The 25733-nt window shown below is 63.3% G+C and carries 22 protein-coding genes and 1 tRNA gene; 18 read left to right on the plus strand and 5 right to left on the minus strand.

What is annotated here, in order from left to right; all coding sequences use genetic code 11:
- Nucleotides 1-6: 6 nt before the first annotated feature.
- The gene (locus FIV09_RS02160) at nt 7-2328 is read right to left on the minus strand and encodes a DNA topoisomerase IV subunit A (protein ID WP_152448449.1); all 2322 of its coding nucleotides are present in this window, start codon (nt 2326-2328) and stop codon (nt 7-9) included.
- A gap of 160 nt (nt 2329-2488) precedes the next feature.
- Between FIV09_RS02160 and FIV09_RS02165 the strand changes: the two genes are divergently transcribed.
- The 8 genes from FIV09_RS02165 (at nt 2489) to FIV09_RS02200 (ending at nt 9616) form a co-directional block, all read left to right on the plus strand.
- The gene (locus FIV09_RS02165; RefSeq protein ID WP_172975605.1) at nt 2489-3088 is read left to right on the plus strand and encodes an SH3 domain-containing protein; all 600 of its coding nucleotides are present in this window, start codon (nt 2489-2491) and stop codon (nt 3086-3088) included.
- A gap of 46 nt (nt 3089-3134) precedes the next feature.
- Entirely contained in the window at nt 3135-3962 is an 828-nt protein-coding gene (locus tag FIV09_RS02170; protein WP_152448451.1) for an SDR family NAD(P)-dependent oxidoreductase, read from the plus strand.
- 102 nt (nt 3963-4064) lie between these two features.
- Nucleotides 4065-4268, plus strand: a complete 204-nt coding sequence (locus tag FIV09_RS02175) for a twin transmembrane helix small protein (RefSeq protein ID WP_152448452.1) — start codon at nt 4065-4067, stop codon at nt 4266-4268.
- 4 nt (nt 4269-4272) lie between these two features.
- Nucleotides 4273-4845 (plus strand): cob(I)yrinic acid a,c-diamide adenosyltransferase, encoded by a 573-nt coding sequence (locus FIV09_RS02180; RefSeq protein WP_152448453.1) that lies wholly within the window; start codon nt 4273-4275, stop codon nt 4843-4845.
- 237 nt (nt 4846-5082) lie between these two features.
- Nucleotides 5083-5796, plus strand: coding sequence for a hypothetical protein (locus tag FIV09_RS02185; protein WP_216646441.1), 714 nt, complete (start codon nt 5083-5085; stop codon nt 5794-5796).
- A gap of 204 nt (nt 5797-6000) precedes the next feature.
- On the plus strand, nt 6001-7176 hold the full coding sequence (gene tuf, locus FIV09_RS02190; protein WP_152448454.1) for an elongation factor Tu: 1176 nt from the start codon (nt 6001-6003) through the stop codon (nt 7174-7176).
- A 350-nt stretch (nt 7177-7526) separates the two neighbouring features.
- On the plus strand, nt 7527-8378 hold the full coding sequence (locus tag FIV09_RS02195) for a MaoC family dehydratase N-terminal domain-containing protein (RefSeq protein WP_152448455.1): 852 nt from the start codon (nt 7527-7529) through the stop codon (nt 8376-8378).
- Nucleotides 8375-9616 (plus strand): CoA transferase, encoded by a 1242-nt coding sequence (locus tag FIV09_RS02200; RefSeq protein ID WP_152448456.1) that lies wholly within the window; start codon nt 8375-8377, stop codon nt 9614-9616. The genes FIV09_RS02195 and FIV09_RS02200 overlap by 4 nt, the downstream gene beginning before the upstream one ends.
- Before the next feature lie 61 nt (nt 9617-9677).
- On the opposite strand, the gene FIV09_RS02205 is transcribed toward FIV09_RS02200, so the two are convergent.
- From FIV09_RS02205 to FIV09_RS02215, 3 genes are all read right to left on the minus strand, one after another.
- The gene (locus tag FIV09_RS02205; RefSeq protein ID WP_152448457.1) at nt 9678-9905 is read right to left on the minus strand and encodes a hypothetical protein; all 228 of its coding nucleotides are present in this window, start codon (nt 9903-9905) and stop codon (nt 9678-9680) included.
- 80 nt (nt 9906-9985) lie between these two features.
- A complete protein-coding gene (locus tag FIV09_RS02210; RefSeq protein WP_152448457.1) occupies nt 9986-10213 on the minus strand; it encodes a hypothetical protein in 228 nt (75 codons plus the stop codon).
- An 80-nt stretch (nt 10214-10293) separates the two neighbouring features.
- Nucleotides 10294-10521 carry a hypothetical protein gene (locus FIV09_RS02215; protein ID WP_152448458.1) on the minus strand — a complete coding sequence of 76 codons (228 nt, stop codon included), beginning with the start codon at nt 10519-10521 and terminating at the stop codon, nt 10294-10296.
- 499 nt (nt 10522-11020) lie between these two features.
- On the opposite strand from FIV09_RS02215, the gene FIV09_RS02220 reads away from it, so the two are divergent.
- Nucleotides 11021-11096: transfer RNA gene (locus FIV09_RS02220), tRNA-Trp, on the plus strand.
- Nucleotides 11097-11308: 212 nt separating this feature from the next.
- On the opposite strand, the gene FIV09_RS02225 is transcribed toward FIV09_RS02220, so the two are convergent.
- A complete protein-coding gene (locus tag FIV09_RS02225; RefSeq protein WP_152448459.1) occupies nt 11309-11890 on the minus strand; it encodes a hypothetical protein in 582 nt (193 codons plus the stop codon).
- Between the two features lie 356 nt (nt 11891-12246).
- On the opposite strand from FIV09_RS02225, the gene secE reads away from it, so the two are divergent.
- The 9 genes from secE (at nt 12247) to rpoC (ending at nt 25733) form a co-directional block, all read left to right on the plus strand.
- A complete protein-coding gene (gene secE / locus FIV09_RS02230) occupies nt 12247-12447 on the plus strand; it encodes a preprotein translocase subunit SecE (protein ID WP_152448460.1) in 201 nt (66 codons plus the stop codon).
- A 155-nt stretch (nt 12448-12602) separates the two neighbouring features.
- A complete protein-coding gene (gene nusG, locus FIV09_RS02235; RefSeq protein ID WP_152448461.1) occupies nt 12603-13136 on the plus strand; it encodes a transcription termination/antitermination protein NusG in 534 nt (177 codons plus the stop codon).
- A 193-nt stretch (nt 13137-13329) separates the two neighbouring features.
- The gene (rplK, locus tag FIV09_RS02240; protein ID WP_152448462.1) at nt 13330-13779 is read left to right on the plus strand and encodes a 50S ribosomal protein L11; all 450 of its coding nucleotides are present in this window, start codon (nt 13330-13332) and stop codon (nt 13777-13779) included.
- A gap of 1 nt (nt 13780) precedes the next feature.
- A complete protein-coding gene (rplA, locus tag FIV09_RS02245; RefSeq protein WP_152448463.1) occupies nt 13781-14479 on the plus strand; it encodes a 50S ribosomal protein L1 in 699 nt (232 codons plus the stop codon).
- Nucleotides 14480-14668: 189 nt separating this feature from the next.
- The gene (locus FIV09_RS02250) at nt 14669-15583 is read left to right on the plus strand and encodes a glycosyltransferase family 2 protein (RefSeq protein WP_152448464.1); all 915 of its coding nucleotides are present in this window, start codon (nt 14669-14671) and stop codon (nt 15581-15583) included.
- A gap of 411 nt (nt 15584-15994) precedes the next feature.
- On the plus strand, nt 15995-16513 hold the full coding sequence (gene rplJ, locus FIV09_RS02255; protein ID WP_152448465.1) for a 50S ribosomal protein L10: 519 nt from the start codon (nt 15995-15997) through the stop codon (nt 16511-16513).
- A 72-nt stretch (nt 16514-16585) separates the two neighbouring features.
- Nucleotides 16586-16966 carry a 50S ribosomal protein L7/L12 gene (rplL, locus tag FIV09_RS02260; RefSeq protein WP_152448466.1) on the plus strand — a complete coding sequence of 127 codons (381 nt, stop codon included), beginning with the start codon at nt 16586-16588 and terminating at the stop codon, nt 16964-16966.
- Between the two features lie 278 nt (nt 16967-17244).
- Nucleotides 17245-21384 carry a DNA-directed RNA polymerase subunit beta gene (gene rpoB, locus FIV09_RS02265; RefSeq protein ID WP_152448467.1) on the plus strand — a complete coding sequence of 1380 codons (4140 nt, stop codon included), beginning with the start codon at nt 17245-17247 and terminating at the stop codon, nt 21382-21384.
- A gap of 101 nt (nt 21385-21485) precedes the next feature.
- Entirely contained in the window at nt 21486-25733 is a 4248-nt protein-coding gene (gene rpoC / locus FIV09_RS02270; protein ID WP_152448468.1) for a DNA-directed RNA polymerase subunit beta', read from the plus strand.

Below are 25733 nucleotides of genomic sequence, written 5' to 3' on the forward strand. Positions count from 1 at the left end.
GCGCCCTCAGGTGAACGTGTTGTCGCGGGGGAAGCCGCGCGGCGCCATACGTCCCGAGGCGGCGCGTTTGGCGATCCACTCGTCGAGCTCGGGGCGTTCGACGGTGCGGGTCCGTCCGGCGGGGTCGCGCCAGGAGAGGCCTTCGTCCAGGGTGAACGTGGTGGCATCCGACAGGCCCCCGTCTTTGTATTTCTGCAGTCGCACGCCCTTGCCGCGACCCATCTCGGGCAGCTCGTCCAGCGGGAAGACCAGCACCTTGCGGTTCTCGCCCACGACGGCGACGGCATCGCCCGTGACAGGCTTGATCACGCGGGCCTTCACATCGCCGCGCACGTTCAGGACCTGCTTGCCCGCGCGGGTCTGGGCCACGACCTCGTCTTCCGGCACGACGAATCCGTCGCCTGCCGAGGAGGCGACCAGCAGCTTGCGCCCGGGCTTGTGCACGAGGATGTCGAGGATCTCCGCCTCGTTGGGCAGATCCACCTGAAGACGCAGGGGCTCGCCCATGCCACGCCCGCCCGGCAGGGTCGCCGCCGACATCGTGTAGAAGCGGCCGTTCGAGCCCGCGACCAACAGACGATCCGTGGTCTCGGCGTGGAAGATGAAGCGCGGCCCGTCGCCATCCTTGAACTTCAGCTCGCGATTGAGGTCGATATGGCCGGTCATCGCGCGCACCCAGCCCATCTGCGAACAGACGACGGTGATTGGCTCGCGCTCGATCATGGCTTCGATCGGCACGTCCTCGATCGCGGTCGCCTCGGCGAAATCGGTGCGCCGTGTGCCGCCGGTATAATCCTTGCCGAAGCGCTTCTTGGTCTCGCGCAGCTCCGTGGCGATGCTGCCCCATTGCAGGTCTTCGCTGTCGAGCAGATCCTCGAGGCCCGCGCGTTCCTCCATCAGGCGGTCGCGTTCGGCGACGAGTTCCATCTCCTCCAAGCGGCGCAAGCTGCGCAGGCGCATGTTGAGAATCGCCTCGGCCTGCACTTCCGTCAGCCCCAGTGCATCATCGGAGGCGGCAGGCGGCGGGGAGGCATAGTCGCGCTCATCGGTTGCACGGACATGATCGCGGCCCCAATCCTCGCGGCAGAGCGCGGCCTTGGGATCGTCGTCGTAGCGGATGATGTCGATCACCCGGTCGAGGTTCAGGAAGGCCACGATCAGGCCTTCGAGCACTTCGAGCCGGTGGTCGATCTTCTCCATCCGATGCTGCGAGCGCCGGATCAGCACGTCGCGGCGGAAATCAAGAAAGGCGCGCAGCACCTCTTTCAGCGAACAGACCTGCGGCGTCACCCCGTCGATCAGCACGTTCATGTTGAGGCTGAACTTGACCTCCAGATCGGAGTTCTTGAACAGCATCCCCATCAGCACGTCCGGGTCCACGTTCTTCGAACGCGGCTCCAGCACCATGCGGATATCCTCGGCGCTTTCGTCGCGGATATCGGCGAGGATCGGCACTTTCTTGGTCTGTATGAGCTCGGCCAGCCGTTCGACCAGCTTGGACTTCTGGACCTGATACGGGATCTCCGTGACGATGACCTGCCAGGTGCCGCGATCCAGCTTCTCCACCTGCCACTTGGCGCGCAGGCGGAACGACCCCCGACCCGTGCGGTAGGCCTCGGCGATGTTCTCGCGCGGCTCGACAATGGTTCCGCCGGTGGGAAAATCAGGTCCGGGAATGTAGTTCAGAAGCGTCTCGTCGCGGGCATCGGGCGTCTTGATCAGGTGCAGGCAGGCATCGATCAGCTCCGCGATGTTGTGCGGCGGAATATTCGTGGCCATGCCCACCGCGATGCCCGAGGCACCGTTGGCCAGAAGGTTCGGGTAGGAGGCGGGCAGAACGACCGGCTCTTCGAGGCGGCCGTCGTAGTTCGGGCGGAAATCGACCGCGTTCTCGTCGAGCCCGTTCAGAAGCGCCTCGGCCATGACCGTCATGCGCGCTTCGGTGTAGCGCGAGGCGGCGGGGTTATCGCCGTCGATATTGCCGAAATTGCCCTGACCGTCGACCAGCGGGTAACGCACCGCGAAATCCTGCGCGAGGCGCGCCATCGCGTCATAGATCGCGGCATCGCCGTGAGGGTGGAAATCCCCCATCGTATCGCCAGAGATTTTGGCGGATTTCAGGAAGCCGCCCGTCGCGCTCAGCCGCAGCCGCCGCATCGCGTAGAGGATGCGCCGATGCACCGGCTTCAGCCCGTCCCGCGCATCCGGCAGCGCGCGGTGCATGATCGTCGAAAGCGCATAGGTCAGATAGCGGTCGCCGATGGCACGGCGCAGCGGTTCTGCCACGTTCCGAGGGTTTATATTGGGGTCGAGCGCGTCATCATCCATAAATGCAGTGATATCCCCGCGACCCCGGCGCGGCAAGCAAGGAGAATCCTTGCAGCGGGACCTTTTCGCTTAGCCGCGCGTTGAGAATCGCGTATCTTATTGGGGCCGCGCTGCCAGCGGCTTCATTTTCAAATGTGATTTTTCTCCCATGGGGGTGGGTATGTCTCGTTTTGTTTTGCTGAGCTTTGCCGTGCTCGGATGGTCCTATTACGAATTGAGCGGCGGCGCTGATTTCGAACCGGGTTGGTACATCGAAAAGGACGCAGATGCGCTGGCCTCCGCTCCGGCCTCTGCGCCTGTCGCCGATTCGGCGCAAGCGCCGCGCGAGGTTGCGAACGTACCCACCGCACCGGCGCGCAACGCCCCGGCATCGCGCGACACTTCCGAAGACGTTACCCGCGGCGCGCAGGTTCAACTGGCCTCGCTCCGCCCCGCAGCACCGAGCGACGTTGCGGCGCAGGGACGCGTTTCCGACATTCTGCTGACCCGTCGCGAAGACGTCGCAATGCCCGAGGTTGCGTCCGAGGCGTCCGCCCCCTCCGCCGCCGAAGAACGCGTCGCCGACATGCGCGAAGTGGCAGGCACGCGGGTCAATATGCGGCTCGGGCCCGGCACCGGACATTCCGTCGTCACGCAGCTGTCGCAGGGCACCGAGGTCGAGGTTTTGCGCGCCGAAGGCGGCTGGCTGAAGCTGCGTGTCGTGGACAGCAAGCGGATCGGCTGGATGGCCGATTACCTGGTGACGGCGGCCGCGAACTGAACCCCGGGCGATTGCCAATCTGACCGATGGCCGCCAAAAGGCGGGCATGACCAAGAGCATTCTGATCACCGGTTGTTCCAGCGGGATCGGCCTTGATGCGGCCCGCACCTTGTCCGCACGTGGCTGGCAGGTTTTCGCGTCCTGTCGCGCGCCCGATGATTGCGCGCGCCTCGACGCCGAAGGCCTCAGCGCGCCGCAGCTCGACTACACCGATCGCGCCACCTTCGCCCCGGCGCTCGCGTCGATCCTGGAGGCGACGGGCGGCACGCTCGACGCGGTGTTCCACAATGGCGCCTATGCGATCCCGGCACCTCTCGAGGATGTTCCGGCCGAGGCAATGGATGCTGCCTTTCAGGCCAATTTCCTGGGCTGGCACGCGCTGACGCGAGAAATCCTGCCGATCATGCGCAAGCAGGGACATGGCCGGATCGTTCTGAACTCGTCGGTTCTGGGTTTCATCGGCATGAAATACCGCGGGGCCTATTGCGCGACGAAGTTCGCGCTTGAAGGCTGGGCGGATGTGCTGCGGCTGGAAATGGCGCCCGAGAACATCGAGGTGAGCCTGATCGAACCCGGCCCGATCGACACGGATTTCCGCAAGAACGCCATCCGCGCGTTCGAGCGCTGGATCGACTGGGAGGCGAGCCCGCGCGCTGACGAATATCGCGCGACGCTGCTCACCAAGCTCTACGAGGGGTCGGGCGGCAACCGCTTCGAATTGCCTGCCTCCGCCGTGACCGAAAAACTCATCCATGCCATCGAGGCTGACAAGCCCCGCCCGCGCTATTTCGTCACCAAGCCCACCCATGCGATGGGCGTGCTGAAACGGCTTCTGCCGACCCGTGCGCTCGACCGGATCGTGTCGAAAGGGTAAGGGGCGCGGCGAGGTCGATGGCGAATTTGATCGATTTTCGCCGAAGCGCGGCTAGGTGTGGCCTCAACGCGCAATTCGAAGAAGGCTGATAGGATCCCGCTCATGATGAACGATCCCCTTTTCATTCTGATGGCGGTGGTCATGTTGGCCGTCGTCGTCATCCTGCTCGTCGGTATCGGCGGCTTCGCCAAGGGTGGCGAATTCAATCGCAAACATGCCAACAAGGTCATGCGCTGGCGCATCGCGGCGCAATTCATCGCGGTGCTCTTGATCTTGTTGTTCGTCTGGGTCCGTCGGGGAGGCTGATATCATGGTGGTTCTCAATCGCATCTATACACGCACCGGCGATGCCGGTGAGACGGCGCTAGGCGACGGCACGCGCGTGGCCAAGCATGCGCCCCGCGTCGCCGCCTACGGCACGGTGGATGAGCTGAATTCCGTGGTCGGCATCGCCCGGCTGCATGCGGAGGGCGATCTCGACGCGCAATTGGCGCGCATTCAGAACGATCTTTTCGACACCGGCGCCGATCTTTGCCGTCCGGACATGCACAAGGATGGTGAGGCGGAATATCCCGTCCTGCGCATGGTTCCCGAGCAGGTGTCGCGTCTCGAGACGGAAATCGACGCGATGAACAAGCGGTTGGAGCCGCTGCGCAGCTTCATCCTGCCCGGTGGATCGGCCCTCGCGGCGCATCTGCACCATTGCCGGACGGTCGCGCGGCGCGCCGAGCGCAAGACGATAGAGCTGTCGGCAGTGGAATCGGTGAACGAGGCGGCGGTGAAATATCTCAACCGCCTGTCGGACTGGTTCTTCGTCGCCGCCCGTATCGCCAATGACGACGGCCGCGCGGACGTGTTGTGGGTTCCGGGCGCGAACCGGTGAAACCGGCGCAGCGTCCAGTGGACGCTGCGGCCCCCGGAAGCGCGGAGCGCAGGCCCGGAGGGCAGGGGCAAACCGCTGACGAGCGGCGGGACGCCCAGTGGACGCTTTGGTCCCGGAAGGCGGAAGTCAGAACCACTTGAGGCGCGGCATCGCGGCTCAAGGAGCCGTCAATTGCACCCCGGCGTGCAAGCGGATACACCCCAAGGTCAGTTCAGCCCGACCCAAAGGTCCGATCCCATGCGCCGCCTGTTTTCCCTTCTCGCCTGCCTCACATTCCTCGCCGCCTGTGCCGACGGCCAGCGCGAGCTGAAAAAGCCGGTGGAACCCATCGGTACGTTCAAGCTCGGCCATGCGGTCGTCATCGCGCCCAATATCGTCAAAGGCCCCGCCTCGCGCGATGCCACCGACGAGGAGTGGATCGCCGCTGTCGACAGCGCCATCGAGGAGCGGTTCCGCCGTTACCAGGGCGATGAATTCTACCACCTGGGCGTCTCCATCGAGGGCTATGTTCTGGCGCAGCCCGGCATCCCGCTTGTCTTCACGCCGAAATCGGCGCTCATCGTGAATGTCACGGTCTTCGAGGATGCGACGGGGCAAAAGCTCAACGAAGAGGCCATGCAGCTCAGCGTGATCGAAGCGCCGTCGACGGATACGTTCATCGTGGGCTCGGGTCTTGGCCAGACCAAGGAAGAGCAGATGGAAGCGCTGTCGGCCAATATTGCGCTCTCCATCGAGACCTACATGCGCAAACAGCAGCGCGATGCCGGTTGGTTTGGCGGTCCGGGTGCGGGCGAACCCATCGTGCCCGAAGCCGCGGAAGACGCGGTCGATCCGGCCTCGGAGGACGCCGATAGCGACGCCACCGACGAGACCGCAGCGGCCCAGCCTGCCACCGGCAGCGGCGTGATGGCCGCGGTCGAGGAGCCGGAGCTGAGCGCGCCCGCCAACTGACGCGACTTGCAAATCACTTGGGACACGGCGCACCATCCAACCCGTTGAAACGGCACGCCTCCGGGAAGGGTATGTGAGACGGGTTTTTGCATTTCCGCTTTCGGCTCAAGTGCCGCTTGATTTTCCCCGTGCCATTCAATATCCCGCCCGCGATGTGAACCGGGCCGCGTGCGGCCCCCCAAGCTACACGAGGCGTCTGACAAGATGGCAAAGGAAAAGTTCGATCGCTCGAAGCCGCACTGCAACATCGGCACGATCGGTCACGTTGACCACGGCAAGACCACGCTGACGGCGGCGATCACCAAGTATTTCGGCGACTTCCAGGCGTATGACCAGATCGACGGCGCGCCCGAGGAGAAGGCCCGCGGCATCACGATCTCGACCGCACACGTGGAATACGAGACCGAGAACCGTCACTACGCACATGTCGACTGCCCCGGCCACGCCGACTACGTGAAGAACATGATCACGGGTGCGGCGCAGATGGACGGCGCGATCCTCGTTGTGAACGCGGCCGACGGCCCGATGCCCCAGACCCGCGAGCACATCCTGCTCGGCCGTCAGGTGGGCATCCCCGCCATGGTCGTTTTCCTCAACAAGGTCGACCAGGTCGATGACGAGGAGCTTCTCGAGCTCGTCGAGATGGAAGTCCGCGAGCTTCTGTCCGCCTACGACTTCCCGGGCGACGACATTCCGATCGTGGCAGGCTCGGCGCTCGCTGCGATGGAAGGCCGCGATCCCGAGATCGGCGAGAACAAGATCAAGGAACTGATGGCTGCCGTGGACGAGTACATCCCGCAGCCGCCGCGTGCGACCGACCAGCCGTTCCTGATGCCGATCGAGGACGTCTTCTCGATCTCCGGCCGCGGCACCGTCGTGACCGGCCGCGTCGAGCGTGGCGTGATCAACGTGGGCGACGAGATCGAGATCGTCGGCATCCGCGACACCAAGAAGACGACCTGCACGGGCGTCGAGATGTTCCGCAAGCTGCTCGACCGCGGTGAAGCGGGCGACAACATCGGCGCGCTGCTGCGCGGTGTCGACCGTGAGGGCGTCGAGCGTGGCCAGGTGCTCTGCAAGCCGGGCTCCGTGACCCCGCACACCGAGTTCGAAGCCGAGGTCTACATCCTGACCAAGGAAGAGGGCGGCCGCCACACGCCGTTCTTCGCGAACTACCGCCCGCAGTTCTACTTCCGCACGACGGACGTGACCGGCACCGTGACGCTGCCCGAGGGCACCGAGATGGTTATGCCCGGTGACAACCTGAAGTTCGGCGTCGAGCTGATCGCACCGATCGCGATGGAAGACGGCCTGCGTTTCGCCATCCGCGAAGGCGGCCGCACCGTGGGTTCGGGCGTCGTCTCGAAGATCATCAAGTAATCGGCTCCTGGCGTCCCGTGCCTGCGCGTGGGACCGGCAAGCAGCAGGGTTCTTGCCCAACGAAGGCCCCGGACGTCGCGTCCGGGGCCTTTTGCTATTCTGCTACGGGCGCCTGCTGAGGGAAGACGCGCTGCCCGCCATGCGTGATCTGTCCAGAGCCACATTCGGCAGAATTGTGCGGATCGCTTTGCATCTGCAGCAATCGAAAATCGGCTTTCCGCCCAAGAGGCTACCCGCCAAATGCTGCGGCTGCATCCGGTCTGCATACCGTTGTATTCCATTAACATACTGAAATTGCTTGCTTTTTGATAATATGACGTCATCTTTCCCGGGAACGGGTAGGGGGCCTCATGGCAGAGCATCAGATCACCGACTGGATCGGCCGCGAGGAAACCACTCAGGGACGCGTGGGCGAAACCATGGCGCGCATGATGACGGCGACGCTTGCCGATACCGGGCAAGGGCCGCTCGCACAGGGCGAGGTTCTGCCGCCGCTTTGGCACTGGACGGGGTTCCCGCCCGAAACACCCATTTCCGGGCTCGGAGACGACGGACACCCGAAGCTTGGCGGCTTTCTCCCGCCCGTCGAACTGCCCCGGCGCATGTGGGCAGGGGGCACGGTGGCCTTCGAGAAACCCCTGCATGTCGGCGAACGCCTGACCCGTCATTCCGTCATCGAAAACGTGGTTCGCAAGGATGGGCGCGCGGGACCGATGGTCTTCGTGACAGTGCTGCACGAGGTCTCCGGCGAGGACGGTCTGGCGCTCCGGGAGCAGCACGACATCGTCTATCTCGAACTGCCGAAAACCTATGCGCCGCCGCCTCCGGTCGCCCCGCCCGAGGACATCATCGCTGAGCGCGAATTCGCCATGAGCAACACGCTGCTGTTCCGCTTCTCCGCCTGCACGTTCAATTCGCACCGGATCCATCTCGATCTCGATTATGTCCGTGAGGTGGAGAAATACCCCCATCTGGTCGTGCACGGCCCGCTTCAGGCGCTGCTCATGGCGCGTCTCGCAATGGAGATCCAAGGCCGACCCCCCCGCCATTTCCGCTATCGCGGCGTGCACCCGATGTTCCCGGATGCGCCGATGCGGGTGCTGGCACAGCAGGGCGAGGGCGGGAGCCTCAAGCTCTGTACCGCGCGGGGGGCGGAGCATCAGGGCATGACAGCCGTCGCAGATTGGGAGGAGAGGACATGAGCGGTATTCTCAACGGGATGCGCGTGATCGAAGGATCGGCGTTCGTGGCGGTCCCCCTTGCGGGGCTGACGCTGGCGCAGATGGGGGCGGAGGTGATCCGCTTCGACCGGCTCGAGGGCGGGCTGGACGCCACACGCTGGCCCGTCGCCCCGTCCGGCAAGAGCCATTTCTGGGCCGGGCTCAATAAGGGCAAGAAGTCGGTCGCCATCGATATGCGCGCCCCCGAAGGACGCGAGCTGATCACGCGGCTCATCACCGCGCCGGGCGAGGATGCGGGGCTCTTCATCACCAATCTTGCGGTCAAGGGCTGGCTCGATCACCAAACGCTGTCCGCGATCCGCCCGGACCTCGTATCCGTCACGCTCATGGGCGACCGCCACGGCCGTCCGCAGGTCGACTACACGGTGAACCCCGCAATCGGCATCCCGGACATGACGGGCCCGGAAGGCTCCGACACGCCGGTGGCGCATGCGCTGCCCGCCTGGGACGTCGCGGCGGGCGGTCACGTGGTCAACGCGCTTCTGGCGGCGGAGCGGCACAGGCTGCGCCGCGGCGAAGGGCAGGGCGTCACGCTGGCCCTCAAGGATATCGCGGCGGCCACGATCGGGCATCTGGGCATGATCGGCGAGGCGGCCACGACAGGCCGGGCGCGGGAGAAATGCGGCAATGCGCTTTACGGCGCCTACGGGCAGGATTTCCTGTGTGCCGACGGCAAGCGCGTCATGGTCATCGGGCTGACGGCGCGGCAATGGAAAGGGCTCGTCAAGGTCACGGGCTGCAAGGAGGCGATGCAGCGCTTCGCGCAGCGCAGCGGGCAGAACCTTGGCGATGAGGGTGTGCGCTTCCGCCTGCGCCATGACCTGACGGCGATCCTGGCGCCCTGGTTTGAGGCCCGTCCGCGGGCCGTGGTCGCCAAGGCGCTGGATGCGGCGGGGGTCACCTGGGCGCCTTTCCGAAATGTCTCGGAGGCGTTGAAGGAGGATCCCGACCTGGGGCCCGAGAACCCGATCTTCTCAGTGCTCGACCAGCCCGGGCTTGGCCGATTCCCGGTAGCGGGCAATCCTGCGCATTATACGGGCTTTGCGCGCGAAACACCGAAGATTGCGCCCGAGCTCGGCGCGCATACCGAAAGCGTTCTGTCGGAGGTTGGCGGGCTCGACGATACCGAGATCCAGGGCCTCTTTGACCGCGGCATCGTTGGCGACACGACGCGGATGCATCGCCCTAACGCTGCCTGACCGAACGAAAAACGGCCGGTCCCGCAAAGGACCGGCCGTTATAGGCGCGGGTGGATCGCGCTTACTGGTACTTGCCGACGAGGTTCTCGACGAGCGCGCGCTTCTCGGAAACGCTGTCACCCGAATGGATGACGTTCAGCAGCGAGGCGACTTCGGCGTTGGACAGGCCCGATGCGTCGACATTTGCAAAGCGCTCGATCTCGGCGATCTGGCCTTCGGTCGCGGCGAATGCAGCGGAGCCGGTTGCGGTTGCGAGGATGAGAGCGGCGGCGGTTGCGAACTTGGTCATGGTGGAAATCCTTGGATTGAGGGGGTTTTGAGGGAGGGATGGGGCCGCCGAGGGAGAGGCGGCAGCCCCGTCAGATGCGCTTACTGGTACTTGCCGACGAGGTTCTCGACGAGCGCGCGCTTCTCGGAGACGCTGTCACCCGAATGGATGACGTTCAGCAGCGAGGCGACTTCGGCGTTGGAGAGGCCCGATGCGTCGACATTTGCGAAGCGCTCGATCTCGGCGATCTGGCCTTCGGTCGCGGCAAAGGCAGCGGAGCCGGTTGCGGTTGCGAGGATGAGAGCGGCGGCGGTTGCGAACTTGGTCATGGTGTAGATCCTTGATTTGAGGGGATTTTGAGGGAGGGATGGGGCCGCCGAGGGAGAGGCGGCAGCCCCGTCAGATGCGTTTACTGGTACTTGCCGACGAGGTTCTGGACGAGCGCGCGCTTCTCGGAAACGCTGTCACCCGAGTGGATGACGTTCAGCAGCGAGGCGACTTCGGCGTTGGACAGGCCCGATGCGTCGACATTTGCAAAGCGCTCGATCTCGGCGATCTGGCCATCGGTCGCGGCGATTGCAGCGGAGCCGGTTGCGGTTGCGAGGATGAGAGCGGCGGCAGTTGCGAACTTGGTCATAATGGTTCTCCTTGATGTGCCCCGGGGGGCGATTTGTTGTGCCCCGAGAGGCGTTTGCTAAGGGACGTTGCCGTCCGGTGATTGACAGATGGGAGGGCCCTGAACCTTCTGCCAATCACAGAATTCGTCACGGATGCTCACGGATTTTTGCCCTTGAAAACCCGGCAGGTATGCAGTTGAATGCAGTGGATAATTTACATTTATAATCAGCTATTTAGACATCATTTCCGCGTCACGTGTTCGGGATTTTTGCTCGAATTTCGCAACAAATCCTGCAAACGGCCTCCCGTCACAATGTCTGCGCATTTGCGCACTGAAATATGGGTAACGCGGTTGCGCGCGTGCGATCACGCAGGGCGGCGCATTAGGGCGCCGCGCGTGAGATTTAAGGCTGATTTTGAAACATCGCCGTGGCCGCCTGCGCTCGGGCGCGATGAACCGGAAGGCGAAAATCGCCTCTTGAAACCGCGCCAGCAGGACGGTATCGCACGTCAGCGATAGGGGTATAGCTCAGCTGGTAGAGCGACGGTCTCCAAAACCGTAGGTCGCGGGTTCGAACCCTGCTGCCCCTGCCACTTCACCACAGATCGATATAGGCAGAGCTGCGGCGCGAGTATCGCGTTCAGGGCGCATCGCTCGTTGACTGCCCGACATCCGGGCCTGTCGACAACGTCCGATCTGGGATGGACCGATCTCCCCGGTGCCGCGAACGCTGAAAAAGGGGCCCGCAATGCGGACCCCTTGAATACTCGTCTCAAACTCCAGGCGGTATGCCCGCCGAGATATCTTAGTTGAACAGGGCGTTCAGCTTGCCGCTGATGTCGCCACGGCTGTCGTTCGAATAGATGATCGCCAGGGCGCTGTTCACTTCGGCGTCCGACAGCGTCATCACGTCGACTTCCGGTGCGTAGCTGCTGATCAGGGCAACTTCACCCGTCGTCGCGGTGTTCATCTCGCTGACCATTTCGCCATCGTCCTGCAGAAGGGCGCGGACGCGGTCGGCACGATCGGATTCGTCACCGCTTTGTGCGGCTGCGATCGCTGCGTCGACGGTCGGCTGCGGAAGCATCGTGTAGTCGACGCCGTCCACGTATTCGTCGAGGATCGCGATTTCCGCTTCGGTGATCGATGCGGTCATCGGCACGAACTCTTCGTCAGCATAGAGAGCGCTGAGCTTGCCGGTGATGTCGGCGCGGCTGTCGTTCGAGTAGATGATGTTCAGGGCGCTGGACACCTGTGCATCGCTCCAGCCCGAGATGTCGGCTTCCGGCAGGTAGGATTGGATCGTCGCGACTTCACCATCGGTTGCGGCATAGGCCGGTGCGGTCAGTGCGAGGGTCAGTGCGGTTGCAGTCATAAAGCGTTTCATAATCGTACGTCCTTTTCGTCTCTTTTCCAAACCTTCGCGGGCATCGAGGCCGCTATGCGAAGGCGGCGGAGCGTTCCGCCTTGGTATGGGAAAAGAACACGCCAGCCCGGCCCGCGTTCCGGCGCAGGGGGCAGAAAATGCGTGAATTCTCAAGGACGTGATGTGCGCGTGAGCGCGGGAACCAAAGGCCTGGCTTCGGCGTTCGCGCGCCCCTGCGCGCCCGCGTTCATCTATAGATGGCGGGTGGCGGGGTTGCATCGCGGTCCGCTTTCGCAGGGCACGCGGCAACAGCGCTTGAAAGATGCGGGCCAAAGCCGTATCTGCCGCGGAACCAAACCCAAGCGAAGGTCCAAGCGATGGCCAAGACCAATCCGATCCAGTTCATCCAGCAGGTCCGTGCCGAAGTCAGCAAGGTCGTCTGGCCCACACGCCGCGAGGTGGTGCTGACGACGATCATGGTCTTCATCATGGCAACGCTGACGGCGATCTTCTTCGCGCTTGTCGATCTGGCGATCCGCAGCGGCCTTCAGGGCGTGTTGGGCATCTTCGGCGGCTGAGGCCTTCGGGCCTGCGCGCGGGGCTTGAATTCGCGCCGCGGGACTAGTAATGCGGCGCAACTAACGAGATCAGGCGTGCACCGCCAAGGGTGGCACGCCGTTTTCTATTGAGACTGGGCGCATTCGGGCCCGACAGAATGTAAGGACACAGCCAGATGGCGAAGCGGTGGTATTCGGTGAGCGTTCTCTCGAATTTCGAGAAGAAGGTGGCTGAACAGATCCGGACATCGGTGGCCGAGCAGGGGCTGGAGGACCAGATCGAAGAGGTTCTCGTCCCGACCGAAGAGGTGATCGAGGTCCGTCGCGGCAAGAAGGTCAACACCGAGCGCCGGTTCATGCCGGGTTACGTTCTGGTGCGGATGGAAATGTCGGATCAGGGCTACCACCTGATCAACTCGATCAACCGCGTTACCGGCTTCCTGGGCCCCCAAGGCCGTCCGATGCCGATGCGGGACGCCGAGGTGCAGGCCATCCTGGGCCGCGTGCAGGAAGGCGAAGAAGCCCCGCGCACGCTCATCCATTTCGAGGTGGGCGAGAAGGTCAAGGTCAACGACGGTCCGTTCGAGGATTTCGACGGCATGGTCGAGGGTGTGGACGAGGACAACCAGCGCTTGCGCGTGTCGGTGTCGATCTTCGGCCGCGAAACGCCCGTCGAGCTGGAATTCACCCAGGTCACCAAGCAAGGGTGACCCGGGGCGCAGCGGTGGGGTTTCACCCGCCCTGCGGAATGCGCCTCAGGGCGTAGGATGGGCAAACACCCATCCACCCGGTCAAGCCGGGTTCATTGTGGGAGGCGAGCGCGACGCGTCGTGCGGACCTGACCACACAACGAAAGACGGACCGGGACGCGCCCGGGACGTGTTGGACAAAGGAGATAGCCAGATGGCTAAGAAACTTGCTGGCAAGATGAAGCTGCAGATCCCTGCAGGTCAAGCCAACCCCTCGCCGCCGGTGGGCCCCGCCCTCGGTCAGCGTGGCATCAACATCATGGAATTCTGCAAGGCGTTCAACGCCAAGACGCAGGAGATGGAGCAGGGCGCGCCTTGCCCCACCGAGATCACCTATTACCAGGACAAGTCCTTCACCATGGATATCAAGACGCCGCCCGCGTCTTACTATCTGAAGAAGGCCGCTGGTCTGAAGCCCGTGGGCAAGCGCAACCGCCCGCGCGGTGCGGAAACGCCCGGCCGTGAGGTCGTCGCGACCGTCACCCGCAAGCAGGTGCGCGAAATCGCGGAGGCCAAGATGAAGGACCTGTCGGCGAATGATGTCGAATCGGCGATGAAGATCGTCCTCGGCTCGGCGAAATCCATGGGCATCGAGGTGAAGTAAGATGGCAAAACTCGGAAAACGCACCCGCGCCGCCCGCGAAGCATTCGCCGGCAAGGAAGAGATCACCGTCGAAGAGGCCGTGTCCCTCATTAAGTCGAACGCCAACACCAAGTTTGACGAGACCGTCGAGATCTCGATGAACCTCGGTGTCGATCCCCGTCACGCCGACCAGATGGTCCGCGGCGTCGTCGGCCTGCCCAACGGCACCGGCAAGACCGTGCGAGTCGCTGTCTTCGCACGCGGCGCCAAGGCCGAAGAGGCCCAGGCCGCAGGCGCGGACATCGTCGGCGCGGAAGACCTGATGGAAACCGTCCAGTCCGGCAAGATCGAGTTCGATCGCTGCATCGCGACCCCGGACATGATGCCCATCGTCGGTCGTCTCGGTAAGGTCCTGGGCCCCCGGAACCTGATGCCGAACCCCAAGGTCGGCACCGTGACCATGGACGTCAAGGAAGCCGTCGAGGCAGCCAAGGGCGGTCAGGTTCAGTTCAAGGCCGAGAAGGCAGGCGTCGTGCATGCGGGCGTGGGCAAGGTGTCCTTCGACGAGGCAAAGCTCGTCGAGAACATCCGCGCCTTCGTCGATGCGGTCTCCAAGGCGAAGCCCGCGGGCGCGAAGGGCACCTACATGAAGAAGGTGTCGCTCTCCTCGACCATGGGTCCGGGCGTCACCGTCGACGTGACCAACGCCACCGGCAACTGATCGGGCGAACCGGTGCGGGCCGCTGAGTCCGCGCTGCATCACCTGAGCGATTTCAAGACGGGCGGTCCTGCGGGACCGCCCGTTTTTCTTCTCATGGCGGCACGGGTCCTTTAGGTTTTCCCGCGTACGTAAGAGAAGGCGCGGCCGTATCGCGCCCGGGCACGAGGCAGAGACGAAGGCAGGAACCACGTGGCGCAAAACCTGACCATGGCCGCCATCCTCAAGGAGCCGCTCGACGCGGTTCGGGGCTTTGTCGCCTATCACCGGGCGCAGGGCGTCACGCGCTTCCATCTGTGTTTCGACGACCCGGACGATCCCGCTGCCGATGCGCTGAGCCAGGAGCCGGATATCCTTGTCGAGCGGGGCAACGCCGCGTTCTGGGAACGTGTCGGCATCGGCGCGGACAAGGCCTTCCCGATGCGGCAGAACCATTTCCTGACCTATGCCTATCACGCGGCGCCGGTCGGCTGGTTTGCAGCGCTGGACGGAGACGAGTTCTTTCATCTCGATGGCCGCACACTGGCCGAGGAGCTGGATGCGCAGGAGCCGGAAACCGTGGCCGTCACCATCCGCAGCGCGGAGCATGTCCAGACGCCGCAGGATACCGGACAGTATCATTTCCGGCTGCCCCAACCGCGCTGGCTGCGGCAATTGCTTTATCCCAATTTCGCGGGGCATCTGCGCACGCGGGAGGGGTTTGTGGGCCATATCGCCGGCAAATCCTGCACGCGGACCGGGTTGGGCTCGCGCGTGCGCATCCGCCAGCATTGGGCGGCGGTCGAGGGGCGTGACCTGATCGCCGCACGGATCATGGATCATGCGGACGGCGCGCATCTCCTGCATTTCGTGGATCGCGGTTTCATGAACTGGCGCGCAAAGCTCGATTGGCGGCTGTCCTCGCGCGGTTATGTGGACCGGATGAAGAACACGCTGCTTGCGGCGATGGAGGCCGACGCGCCCGAAGCGGAGCTGTGGAAAATCTACGCCGAGCTGCACGTGTTCGGACCGGAGCGGCTGCAGGTGCTGGCGGATTCGGGGCGGCTCCTGTCGCTGCCGGTCGCACACATCGGGCGCGAGGCGTCGGGCCTGGCTGTGGCAGCCTAGGCCACGGGCGGGTTCGTCGCGTGGCCGCAGGCTGAGACTGCCCAATACGGATGCATCTTGACCGGCCCGCGCGGGCAAGGCATGCTGATGCCCAGCCTTGTGACAGATGTCGGTGCATTTTGCGCCCACTGCCCCTTGGCAAAATTTCTTAAATTCTTTAGACGCAACCCTTGAGGGCATTCGTGTGATTCGCGACTGCCCTCGTTTCGTCCGAGACGGTGGGTGGTGCTGCCCCTGATGTAGCCCCGTAATTCCTGCCTGAGACGGGAAGAGCATTTTCAGTCCTTCGCTTCGCAAGAAGTGCCGGATCCGCGATTGCGACACCCCGTTCGGACCTGATCGCCGGGCTTTCCTCGGAGGGCCCAGCAAAAAGAGCCGGAGGGGAAACCCTCCAATACTTGGAGTAGAACTGTGGATAGAGCCCAGAAAGAGAAAGTGGTCGAGGAACTCGGCCAGATCTTCGAAAGCTCTGGCGTCGTGGTGGTGTCTCACTACGAAGGTCTCACGGTTGCCGAGATGCAGGATCTTCGGGGTCGCGCACGCGATGCCGGGGCGTCCGTACGCGTCGCCAAGAACAGGCTCGCCAAGATCGCCCTCGACGGGAAGCCTTGCGCAAGCATCGCGACCTATCTCGAGGGCATGACCGTTCTGACCTATTCCGAAGACCCCGTGGCAGCTGCCAAGGTGGTCGAGGACTTCGCCAAGGATAACAAGAAGCTTGAGATTCTTGGCGGCGCAATGGGTGAGAGCGCTCTCGACCGGGCCGGTGTGGAAGCCGTGTCGAAGATGCCCTCGCGCGACGAGCTTATCGCTCAGATCGCAAGCTGCATCGGCGCACCCGCATCCAACATCGCCGGCGCGATTGGCGCACCTGCTTCGAACATCGCCTCGATCCTGTCGACCATCGAAGAAAAGGCCGAGGCGGCCTAAGGCACCCAATGGGATCCTCGTGGGGTTGCATCCCGCACGTTGGAACACATCTAGATACGGAAAGAAGTCACAATGGCTGATCTGAAGAAACTCGCAGAAGACATCGTCAACCTGACGCTTCTCGAAGCCCAGGAACTCAAGACCATCCTCAAGGACGAATACGGCATCGAGCCCGCCGCTGGCGGCGCGGTCATGATGGCCGGTCCCGCAGGCGGCGACGCCGGCGCGGCTGCTGAAGAGCAGACCGAATTCGACGTCATCCTGAAGTCGGCAGGCGCCTCCAAGATCAACGTGATCAAGGAAGTCCGCGGCATCACCGGCCTTGGCCTCAAGGAAGCCAAGGAACTCGTGGAAGCGGGTGGCAAGGCCGTCAAGGAGCAGGTCTCCAAGGACGAAGCCGAAGAGATCAAGAAGAAGCTCGAAGAGGCAGGCGCCGAAGTCGAGCTCAAGTAATCGTTCGGTCGGGGTTTCCCGGCCAGGTTACGCAAAATTCTGGCTGGATCCGGGGCCATCCCGGGTCCAGCCGAACCTGTCTAAGCGAGGCCCCTTCGCCACGGATAACAATCCGGGCAACGGGAAAGGGGCTTTTCTCAGGCAAGGTTCCTTCGATCGGGAGGCCTCTGGTGGGACAGGGGCCATGAATGGATCGGAGCCTTCCTTCTCGGTTGAGCGCGTGCCCGATGCCCGACGGGCGCGTCCTCGGAAGAGACACTGAAAGGTGACAAGCGACCATGGCGCAATCCTACCTTGGCCAGAAACGTCTTCGTAAATATTACGGAAAAATTCGTGAAGTGCTGGAGATGCCGAACCTCATCGAGGTTCAGAAATCCTCCTACGACCTGTTCCTGAAGTCCGGCGACCAGCTGGAGCCGATGGACGGAGAAGGCATCAAGGGTGTCTTCCAGTCGGTCTTCCCGATCAAGGATTTCAACGAGACGTCCATCCTCGAATTCGTGTCCTACGAGCTCGAGAAGCCCAAATACGATGTCGATGAATGCCAGCAGCGCGACATGACCTATGCCGCGCCGCTGAAGGTGACCCTGCGTCTCATCGTGTTCGATGTGGACGAGGATACCGGCGCGAAGTCCGTTAAGGACATCAAGGAGCAGGACGTCTTCATGGGCGACATGCCCCTGATGACACCGAACGGCACGTTCATCGTCAACGGCACCGAGCGCGTCATCGTCTCCCAGATGCACCGCTCCCCGGGCGTGTTCTTCGATCACGACAAGGGCAAGACGCACAGCTCGGGCAAGCTGCTCTTTGCCTGCCGCATCATTCCCTATCGCGGCTCGTGGCTCGACTTCGAGTTCGACGCCAAGGATCTCGTCTTCGCCCGCATCGACCGCCGCCGGAAGCTTCCGGTGACGACGCTCCTCTACGCGCTTGGTCTCGACCAGGAAGCGATCATGGATGCGTATTACGACACGGTCGATTTCGAGCTCGAGAAGGGCAAGGGCTGGAAGACGAAGTTCTTCCCCGACCGCGTGCGCGGCACCCGTCCAACCCATGACCTGATCGACGCCGATACCGGCGAAGTGATCGCCGAGGCGGGCAAGAAAGTCACGCCGCGCGCGGTCAAGAAGCTGAAGGACGAGGGCAAGGTCGAGAATCTTCTCGTGCCCTTCGACGATATCGTGGGCCGGTTCGTCGCCAAGGACATCATCAACGAAGAGACGGGCGCGATCTACGCCGAGGCCGGCGATGAGCTGACCTGGACCGTCGACAAGGATGGTGAAGTCACCGGCGGCACGCTCAAGGAGCTTGTCGATGCAGGCGTGACCAGCATCCCCGTCCTCGACATCGATAACATCACCGTGGGCCCGTACATGCGGAACACCATGGCGAACGACAAGAACATGAACCGCGACACCGCGCTCATGGATATCTATCGCGTCATGCGTCCGGGCGAGCCCCCCACCGTGGAGGCCGCCTCGGCGCTCTTCGACACGCTGTTCTTCGATGGCGAGCGCTACGACCTGTCGGCCGTGGGCCGCGTGAAGATGAACATGCGTCTCGCGCTCGACAAGCCCGACACCCAGCGCACGCTGGACCGCGAAGACATCGTCGCCTGCATCAAGGCGCTGGTGGATCTGCGCGACGGGCGCGGCGATATCGACGACATCGACCACCTCGGCAACCGCCGGGTGCGTTCGGTCGGCGAGCTGATGGAAAACCAGTACCGCGTGGGTCTGCTGCGCATGGAGCGCGCCATCAAGGAGCGCATGTCGTCGGTCGAGATCGACACCGTCATGCCGCAGGACCTGATCAACGCGAAGCCCGCCGCGGCGGCGGTGCGTGAATTCTTCGGCTCCTCGCAGCTGTCGCAGTTCATGGACCAGACCAACCCGCTGTCGGAAGTGACGCACAAGCGGCGTCTGTCGGCCCTCGGGCCCGGCGGTCTGACGCGCGAGCGCGCAGGCTTCGAGGTGCGCGACGTGCACCCGACCCATTACGGTCGCATGTGCCCGATCGAGACGCCGGAAGGTCCGAACATCGGCCTGATCAACTCGCTCGCCACCTTCGCGCGGGTGAACAAGTACGGCTTCATCGAAACGCCCTACCGCGTGGTCAAGGACAGCCAGGTGACCGATGAGGTCCACTACATGTCCGCCACCGAGGAGATGCGCCACACGATCGCGCAGGCCAACGCGTCGCTCAACGATGACGGCAAGTTCGTCAACGATCTGGTTAACACCCGCCAGTCGGGCGACTACACGCTGGCGCCTGCGGACAGTGTCGATCTCATCGACGTCTCGCCGAAGCAGTTGGTGTCGGTCGCGGCCTCGCTCATCCCGTTCCTCGAGAACGACGACGCGAACCGCGCTCTGATGGGCTCGAACATGCAGCGGCAGGCCGTGCCGACGCTGCGCTCCGAAGCGCCGCTCGTGGGCACGGGCATCGAGGGCATCGTCGCCCGCGATTCCGGCGCGTCCATCATGGCCAAGCGCGGCGGCATCATCGACCAGGTCGACGCGACCCGGATCGTTGTGCGCGCAACGCAGGACCTTGAGCCGGGCGATCCGGGCGTGGACATCTACCGTCTGCGCAAGTTCCAGCGTTCGAACCAGAACACCTGCATCAACCAGCGTCCGCTGGTCACCGTGGGCATGGAAGTCGAGAAGGGTGAAGTGATCGCGGATGGCCCGTCCACGGATATGGGGGAACTGGCGCTCGGCAAGAACGTCATCGTCGCCTTCATGCCCTGGAACGGCTACAACTACGAGGACTCCATCCTCATCTCTGAGCGGATCTCGCAGGACGACGTCTTCACCTCGGTCCATATCGAGGAATTCGAAGTCGCCGCCCGTGACACCAAGCTCGGGCCCGAGGAGATCACCCGCGACATCCCGAACGTGGGCGAGGAGGCGCTGCGCAACCTCGACGAGGCGGGCATCGTCTATATCGGTGCCGATGTGGAGCCGGGCGATATCCTCGTGGGCAAGATCACGCCGAAGGGCGAAAGCCCGATGACGCCGGAAGAGAAACTCCTCCGCGCCATCTTCGGCGAAAAGGCCTCGGACGTGCGCGACACCTCGCTGCGGGTGAAGCCGGGCGATTACGGCACCGTCGTGGAAGTCCGCGTCTTCAACCGTCACGGCGTCGAGAAGGACGAACGTGCGCTGCAGATCGAGCGCGAAGAGATCGAAAGCCTCGCGCGCGACCGCGACGACGAGCTGGCGATCCTCGACCGCAACATCTACGCGCGTCTGAAGTCCATGATCCTCGGCAAGACCGCCGTGAAGGGCCCCAAGGGCGTGAAGGCAAACTCGGAAATCACCGAGGAATTGCTGGACAGCCTGACCCGGAGCCAGTGGTGGCAACTCGCCCTCGGTGAGGAAGAGGAAGCCAAGTTCGTGGAGGCCCTGAACGAGCAGTACGAGGCGCAGAAGCGCGCGCTCGATGCCCGGTTCGACGACAAGGTCGAGAAGGTGCGCCGCGGCGACGATCTGCCCCCGGGCGTGATGAAGATGGTCAAGGTCTTCGTGGCGGTGAAGCGCAAGCTGCAGCCGGGCGACAAGATGGCCGGCCGTCACGGCAACAAGGGCGTCATCTCGAAGGTCGTGCCGATCGAGGACATGCCGTTCCTTGCGGATGGTACTCCGGTCGACTTCTGCCTCAACCCGCTCGGCGTGCCGAGCCGGATGAACGTGGGTCAGATCCTCGAGACGCATATGGGCTGGGCCGCGCGCGGTCTGGGCATCAAGATCGACGATGCCCTGCAGGATTATCGCCGCACCGGCGACCTGAGCCCCGTGCGCGAGGCGATGCACACGGCCTATGGCGACGACGTCTTCGACGAAGGCATCGCGTCTATGTCGGATGACGAGCTGGTGGCCGCGGCCTCCAACGTCACCCGCGGCGTGCCGATTGCGACGCCGGTCTTCGACGGCGCGAAGGAGCCTGACGTCAACGATGCGCTCAAGCGCGCGGGCTTCGACCAGTCGGGTCAGTCGATCCTGTTCGACGGCCGCACGGGCGAGCAATTCGCGCGTCCGGTGACCGTGGGTGTGAAGTACCTGCTGAAGCTGCACCACCTCGTGGACGACAAGATCCACGCGCGCTCGACCGGGCCTTACAGCCTCGTCACGCAGCAGCCGCTCGGTGGTAAGGCACAGTTCGGCGGTCAGCGTTTCGGCGAGATGGAAGTCTGGGCGCTCGAAGCCTATGGCGCGGCCTACACCCTGCAGGAAATGCTGACGGTGAAGTCCGACGACGTGGCAGGCCGGACCAAGGTCTACGAGAGCATCGTCAAGGGCGAGGACAATTTCGAGGCCGGTGTGCCGGAATCGTTCAACGTTCTCGTCAAGGAGGTCCGGGGTCTGGGCCTCAACATGGAACTCCTGGATGCGGAGGAAGACGAAGAGTAAGGCGCGTCGCCGCCACCCCGCGTAACCCACAGATTTTTATTTAAAAATCTGTGGGCCGCGGTGCTCTTCCCCCCGCACCCTCTGAACTCTGAGGAAAAAGTATGAACCAGGAAATCACGAACAACCCGTTCAATCCCCTGACCCCGCCCAAGGTCTTCGACGAGATCAAGGTGTCGCTGGCCAGCCCCGAGCGGATCCTCTCTTGGTCCTTCGGCGAGATCAAGAAGCCCGAGACGATCAACTACCGCACGTTCAAGCCCGAGCGTGACGGCCTGTTCTGCGCGCGCATCTTCGGTCCGATCAAGGATTACGAATGCCTCTGCGGCAAGTACAAGCGCATGAAATATCGCGGCGTCGTCTGCGAAAAGTGCGGCGTCGAGGTTACCCTGCAGAAGGTCCGCCGCGAGCGCATGGGCCATATCGAACTGGCCGCACCCTGCGCCCATATCTGGTTCCTGAAGTCGCTGCCCTCGCGCATCGGCCTCATGCTGGACATGACGCTGCGAGACCTCGAGCGCGTGCTCTATTTCGAAAACTACGTCGTGATCGAGCCGGGCCTGACGGACCTGACCTATGGCCAGATGCTGAACGAGGATGAATTCCTCGACGCGCAGGACCAATACGGCATGGACGCCTTCACCGCCAATATCGGCGCCGAGGCGATCCGCGAAATGCTGGCCCAGATCGACCTGGAATCCGAAGCCGACCGCCTGCGCGAGGAGCTGAAGGAAGCCACGGGCGAGCTGAAGCCCAAGAAGATCATCAAGCGCTTGAAAGTGGTCGAGAACTTCCTTGAATCGGGCAACCGTCCCGAGTGGATGATCATGACCGTGATCCCGGTCATTCCGCCGGAACTGCGCCCGCTGGTGCCGCTGGACGGTGGCCGCTTTGCGACCTCGGACCTCAACGATCTTTATCGTCGTGTGATCAACCGGAACAACCGTCTCAAGCGCCTTATCGAGCTGCGCGCGCCCGACATCATCGTCCGCAACGAAAAGCGGATGCTGCAGGAATCTGTCGACGCCCTGTTCGACAACGGCCGTCGCGGTCGCGTCATCACCGGTGCCAACAAGCGCCCGCTGAAGTCGCTCTCGGACATGCTCAAGGGCAAGCAGGGTCGCTTCCGTCAGAACCTTCTGGGTAAGCGCGTCGACTTCTCGGGCCGTTCGGTCATCGTGACCGGTCCGGAGCTGAAGCTGCATCAATGCGGCCTGCCCAAGAAGATGGCGCTCGAGCTCTTCAAGCCGTTCATCTACTCGCGGCTTGAGGCCAAGGGCCTCAGCTCGACCGTGAAACAAGCGAAGAAACTGGTTGAGAAAGAGCGTCCCGAGGTTTGGGACATCCTCGACGAGGTGATCCGCGAACACCCCGTGCTGCTGAACCGTGCGCCCACGCTGCACCGTCTCGGCATCCAGGCGTTCGAGCCGATCCTGATCGAAGGCAAGGCGATCCAGCTGCACCCGCTCGTTTGTTCGGCCTTCAACGCCGACTTCGACGGTGACCAGATGGCCGTGCACGTGCCGCTCTCGCTCGAGGCGCAGCTCGAAGCGCGTGTCCTGATGATGTCCACGAACAACGTTCTGTCGCCTGCCAACGGCGCACCGATCATCGTGCCGTCGCAGGACATGATCCTGGGTCTCTACTACACCACGATCATGCGTGAAGGCATGAAGGGCGAAGGCATGATCTTCTCCTCGACCGAGGAGGTGGAGCACGCGCTGAACGCCGGTGAAGTGCATCTGCACGCCAAGATCCAGTGCCGTGTGAAGCAGATCGATGCCGAAGGTCAGGAAGTCTACACGCGCTTCGAGACGACGCCCGGCCGGGCCCGCCTCGGTGCGCTCCTGCCGATGAACAACAAGGCGCCCTTCGATCTGGTGAACACGCTCCTTCGAAAGAAAGACGTGCAGAAGGTCATCGACACCGTCTACCGCTATTGCGGTCAGAAGGAGTCGGTCATCTTCTGTGACCAGATCATGACCATGGGCTTCAAGGAAGCGTTCAAGGCGGGCATCTCGTTCGGCAAGGATGACATGGTCATTCCGGACTCGAAGTGGCCCATCGTCGAAGAGACGCGCGATCAGGTGAAGGACTTCGAACAGCAATACATGGACGGCCTGATCACCCAGGGTGAGAAGTACAACAAGGTCGTCGATGCCTGGTCGAAGTGTAACGACAAGGTCACCGAGGCGATGATGTCCACCATCTCGTCGGCGCAGCATGACACCGACGGGTCCGAGATGGAGCCGAACTCGGTCTACATGATGGCGCATTCCGGTGCCCGTGGCTCGGTCACGCAGATGAAGCAGTTGGGCGGCATGCGCGGCCTGATGGCCAAGCCGAACGGCGACATCATCGAGACGCCGATCATCTCGAACTTCAAGGAAGGTCTGACCGTTCTTGAATACTTCAACTCGACGCACGGCGCCCGGAAGGGTCTGTCGGACACCGCGCTCAAGACCGCGAACTCCGGTTACCTGACCCGTCGTCTCGTGGACGTGGCGCAGGATTGCATCGTGCGGATGAAGGATTGCGGCACCGAGAACTCGATCACCTGCGAAGCGGCCATCAACGACGGCGAAATGGTCGCTTCCATCGGCGAGCGTCTCCTGGGCCGCGTCGCGGCGGAGGACGTGGTGAAGCCGGGCACGGACGAAGTGCTCTGCAAGCATGGCCAGCTCATCGACGAGCGCACGGCCGATGCGATCGAGGAGGCGGCGGTTCAGACCGTGCGCATTCGCTCGCCGCTGACCTGCGAAGCCGAAGAGGGCGTCTGCGCCATGTGTTACGGGCGTGACCTCGCGCGCGGCACCATGGTCAACGTGGGCGAAGCGGTCGGCATCATCGCGGCACAATCCATCGGTGAGCCGGGCACGCAGCTGACGATGCGGACGTTCCACATCGGCGGCGTTGCCCAGGGTGGTCAGCAATCCTTCCTCGAGGCGTCGCAATCGGGCAAGATCGAGTATGACAACCCGAACACGCTGGTGAACGCGGCAGGCGATCTTCTGGTCATGGGGCGGAACATGAAGATCCGCATCGTGGACGAGAACGGCGCCGAGCGTGCAAGCCACAAGGTCGGTTACGGCACCAAGCTCTTCGTCAAGGAAGGCGACACGATCGAGCGCGGCGACAAGCTGTTCGAATGGGATCCCTATACCCTGCCGATCATCGCCGAGAAGGACGGCACCGCCCGTCTGGTGGACCTCGTGAACGGCGTCGCCGTCCGCGAAGAGACCGACGATGCGACCGGCATGTCCCAGAAGATCGTCATGGACTGGCGTGCTGCCCCCAAGGGCAACGAGCTCAAGCCCGAGATCATCCTGCAGGATGAGGGCGGCGAGCCCGTGCGCAACGATCAGGGCAACCCGATCACCTACCCGATGTCGGTGGATGCGATCCTCTCCGTTGAGGATGGCGACGCGGTCAAGGCCGGTGACGTGGTGGCGCGGATCCCGCGCGAAGGTGCGAAGACGAAGGACATCACCGGTGGTCTGCCGCGTGTGGCCGAACTCTTTGAGGCCCGTCGTCCCAAGGATCACGCGATCATCGCCGAAATCGACGGCTATGTGCGCTTCGGCAAGGACTACAAGAACAAGCGCCGGATCTCGATCGAGCCCGCGGATGAGAATGTGGACCCCAAGGAATACATGATCCCCAAGGGCAAGCACATCCCGGTGGCCGAAGGCGATTACGTCCAGAAGGGCGACTACATCATGGACGGCAACCCTGCGCCGCATGACATCCTGTCCATCATGGGTGTCGAGGCGCTGGCCAACTACATGATCGACGAAGTCCAGGACGTCTATCGACTGCAGGGCGTGAAGATCAACGACAAGCACGTTGAGGTGATCGTCCGCCAGATGCTCCAGAAGTGGGAAATCCTGCACAGCGGGGACACCACGCTTCTCAAGGGCGAGCATGTGGACAAGGTCGAGTTCGACGAGGCCAACGCTAAGGCCGAGAAGAAGGGCGGACGTCCCGCACAGGGCGAGCCGATCCTTCTGGGCATCACCAAGGCGTCGCTGCAGACGCGTTCGTTCATCTCCGCGGCCTCCTTCCAGGAGACGACCCGCGTGCTCACCGAAGCCTCGGTGCAGGGCAAGGTCGATACGCTCGTGGGTCTGAAGGAGAACGTCATCGTGGGCCGCCTCATCCCGGCGGGCACCGGTGGAGCCACGACGAACGTGCAGAAGATCGCAACGGATCGCGACAATGTCGTGATCGAGGCGCGCCGTGCCGAGGCCGAAGAGGCTGCACGCCTAGCTGCGCCGGAACAAAGCGCCGATACGGTCGGTGGCGATGCCTTCGACACGGTGATCGAGGACACGACCGAGAGCCGCGAATAA

Origin of the sequence: Roseivivax sp. THAF197b, from assembly GCF_009363255.1 — a bacterium.
GTDB lineage: Bacteria > Pseudomonadota > Alphaproteobacteria > Rhodobacterales > Rhodobacteraceae > Roseivivax.

Excerpts from the sequence above, each read along its gene's own strand:
- FIV09_RS02160 (WP_152448449.1), bottom strand. The coding sequence starts at position 2,328 with ATGGATGATGACGCGCTCGACCCCAATATAAACCCTCGGAACGTGGCA.
- FIV09_RS02165 (WP_172975605.1), top strand. The coding sequence starts at position 2,489 with ATGTCTCGTTTTGTTTTGCTGAGCTTTGCCGTGCTCGGATGGTCCTAT.
- FIV09_RS02170 (WP_152448451.1), top strand. The coding sequence starts at position 3,135 with ATGACCAAGAGCATTCTGATCACCGGTTGTTCCAGCGGGATCGGCCTT.
- FIV09_RS02175 (WP_152448452.1), top strand. The coding sequence starts at position 4,065 with ATGATGAACGATCCCCTTTTCATTCTGATGGCGGTGGTCATGTTGGCC.
- FIV09_RS02180 (WP_152448453.1), top strand. The coding sequence starts at position 4,273 with ATGGTGGTTCTCAATCGCATCTATACACGCACCGGCGATGCCGGTGAG.
- FIV09_RS02185 (WP_216646441.1), top strand. The coding sequence starts at position 5,083 with ATGCGCCGCCTGTTTTCCCTTCTCGCCTGCCTCACATTCCTCGCCGCC.
- tuf (WP_152448454.1), top strand. The coding sequence starts at position 6,001 with ATGGCAAAGGAAAAGTTCGATCGCTCGAAGCCGCACTGCAACATCGGC.
- FIV09_RS02195 (WP_152448455.1), top strand. The coding sequence starts at position 7,527 with ATGGCAGAGCATCAGATCACCGACTGGATCGGCCGCGAGGAAACCACT.
- FIV09_RS02200 (WP_152448456.1), top strand. The coding sequence starts at position 8,375 with ATGAGCGGTATTCTCAACGGGATGCGCGTGATCGAAGGATCGGCGTTC.
- FIV09_RS02205 (WP_152448457.1), bottom strand. The coding sequence starts at position 9,905 with ATGACCAAGTTCGCAACCGCCGCCGCTCTCATCCTCGCAACCGCAACC.
- FIV09_RS02210 (WP_152448457.1), bottom strand. The coding sequence starts at position 10,213 with ATGACCAAGTTCGCAACCGCCGCCGCTCTCATCCTCGCAACCGCAACC.
- FIV09_RS02215 (WP_152448458.1), bottom strand. The coding sequence starts at position 10,521 with ATGACCAAGTTCGCAACTGCCGCCGCTCTCATCCTCGCAACCGCAACC.
- FIV09_RS02225 (WP_152448459.1), bottom strand. The coding sequence starts at position 11,890 with ATGAAACGCTTTATGACTGCAACCGCACTGACCCTCGCACTGACCGCA.
- secE (WP_152448460.1), top strand. The coding sequence starts at position 12,247 with ATGGCCAAGACCAATCCGATCCAGTTCATCCAGCAGGTCCGTGCCGAA.
- nusG (WP_152448461.1), top strand. The coding sequence starts at position 12,603 with ATGGCGAAGCGGTGGTATTCGGTGAGCGTTCTCTCGAATTTCGAGAAG.
- rplK (WP_152448462.1), top strand. The coding sequence starts at position 13,330 with ATGGCTAAGAAACTTGCTGGCAAGATGAAGCTGCAGATCCCTGCAGGT.
- rplA (WP_152448463.1), top strand. The coding sequence starts at position 13,781 with ATGGCAAAACTCGGAAAACGCACCCGCGCCGCCCGCGAAGCATTCGCC.
- rplL (WP_152448466.1), top strand. The coding sequence starts at position 16,586 with ATGGCTGATCTGAAGAAACTCGCAGAAGACATCGTCAACCTGACGCTT.
- rpoB (WP_152448467.1), top strand. The coding sequence starts at position 17,245 with ATGGCGCAATCCTACCTTGGCCAGAAACGTCTTCGTAAATATTACGGA.
- rpoC (WP_152448468.1), top strand. The coding sequence starts at position 21,486 with ATGAACCAGGAAATCACGAACAACCCGTTCAATCCCCTGACCCCGCCC.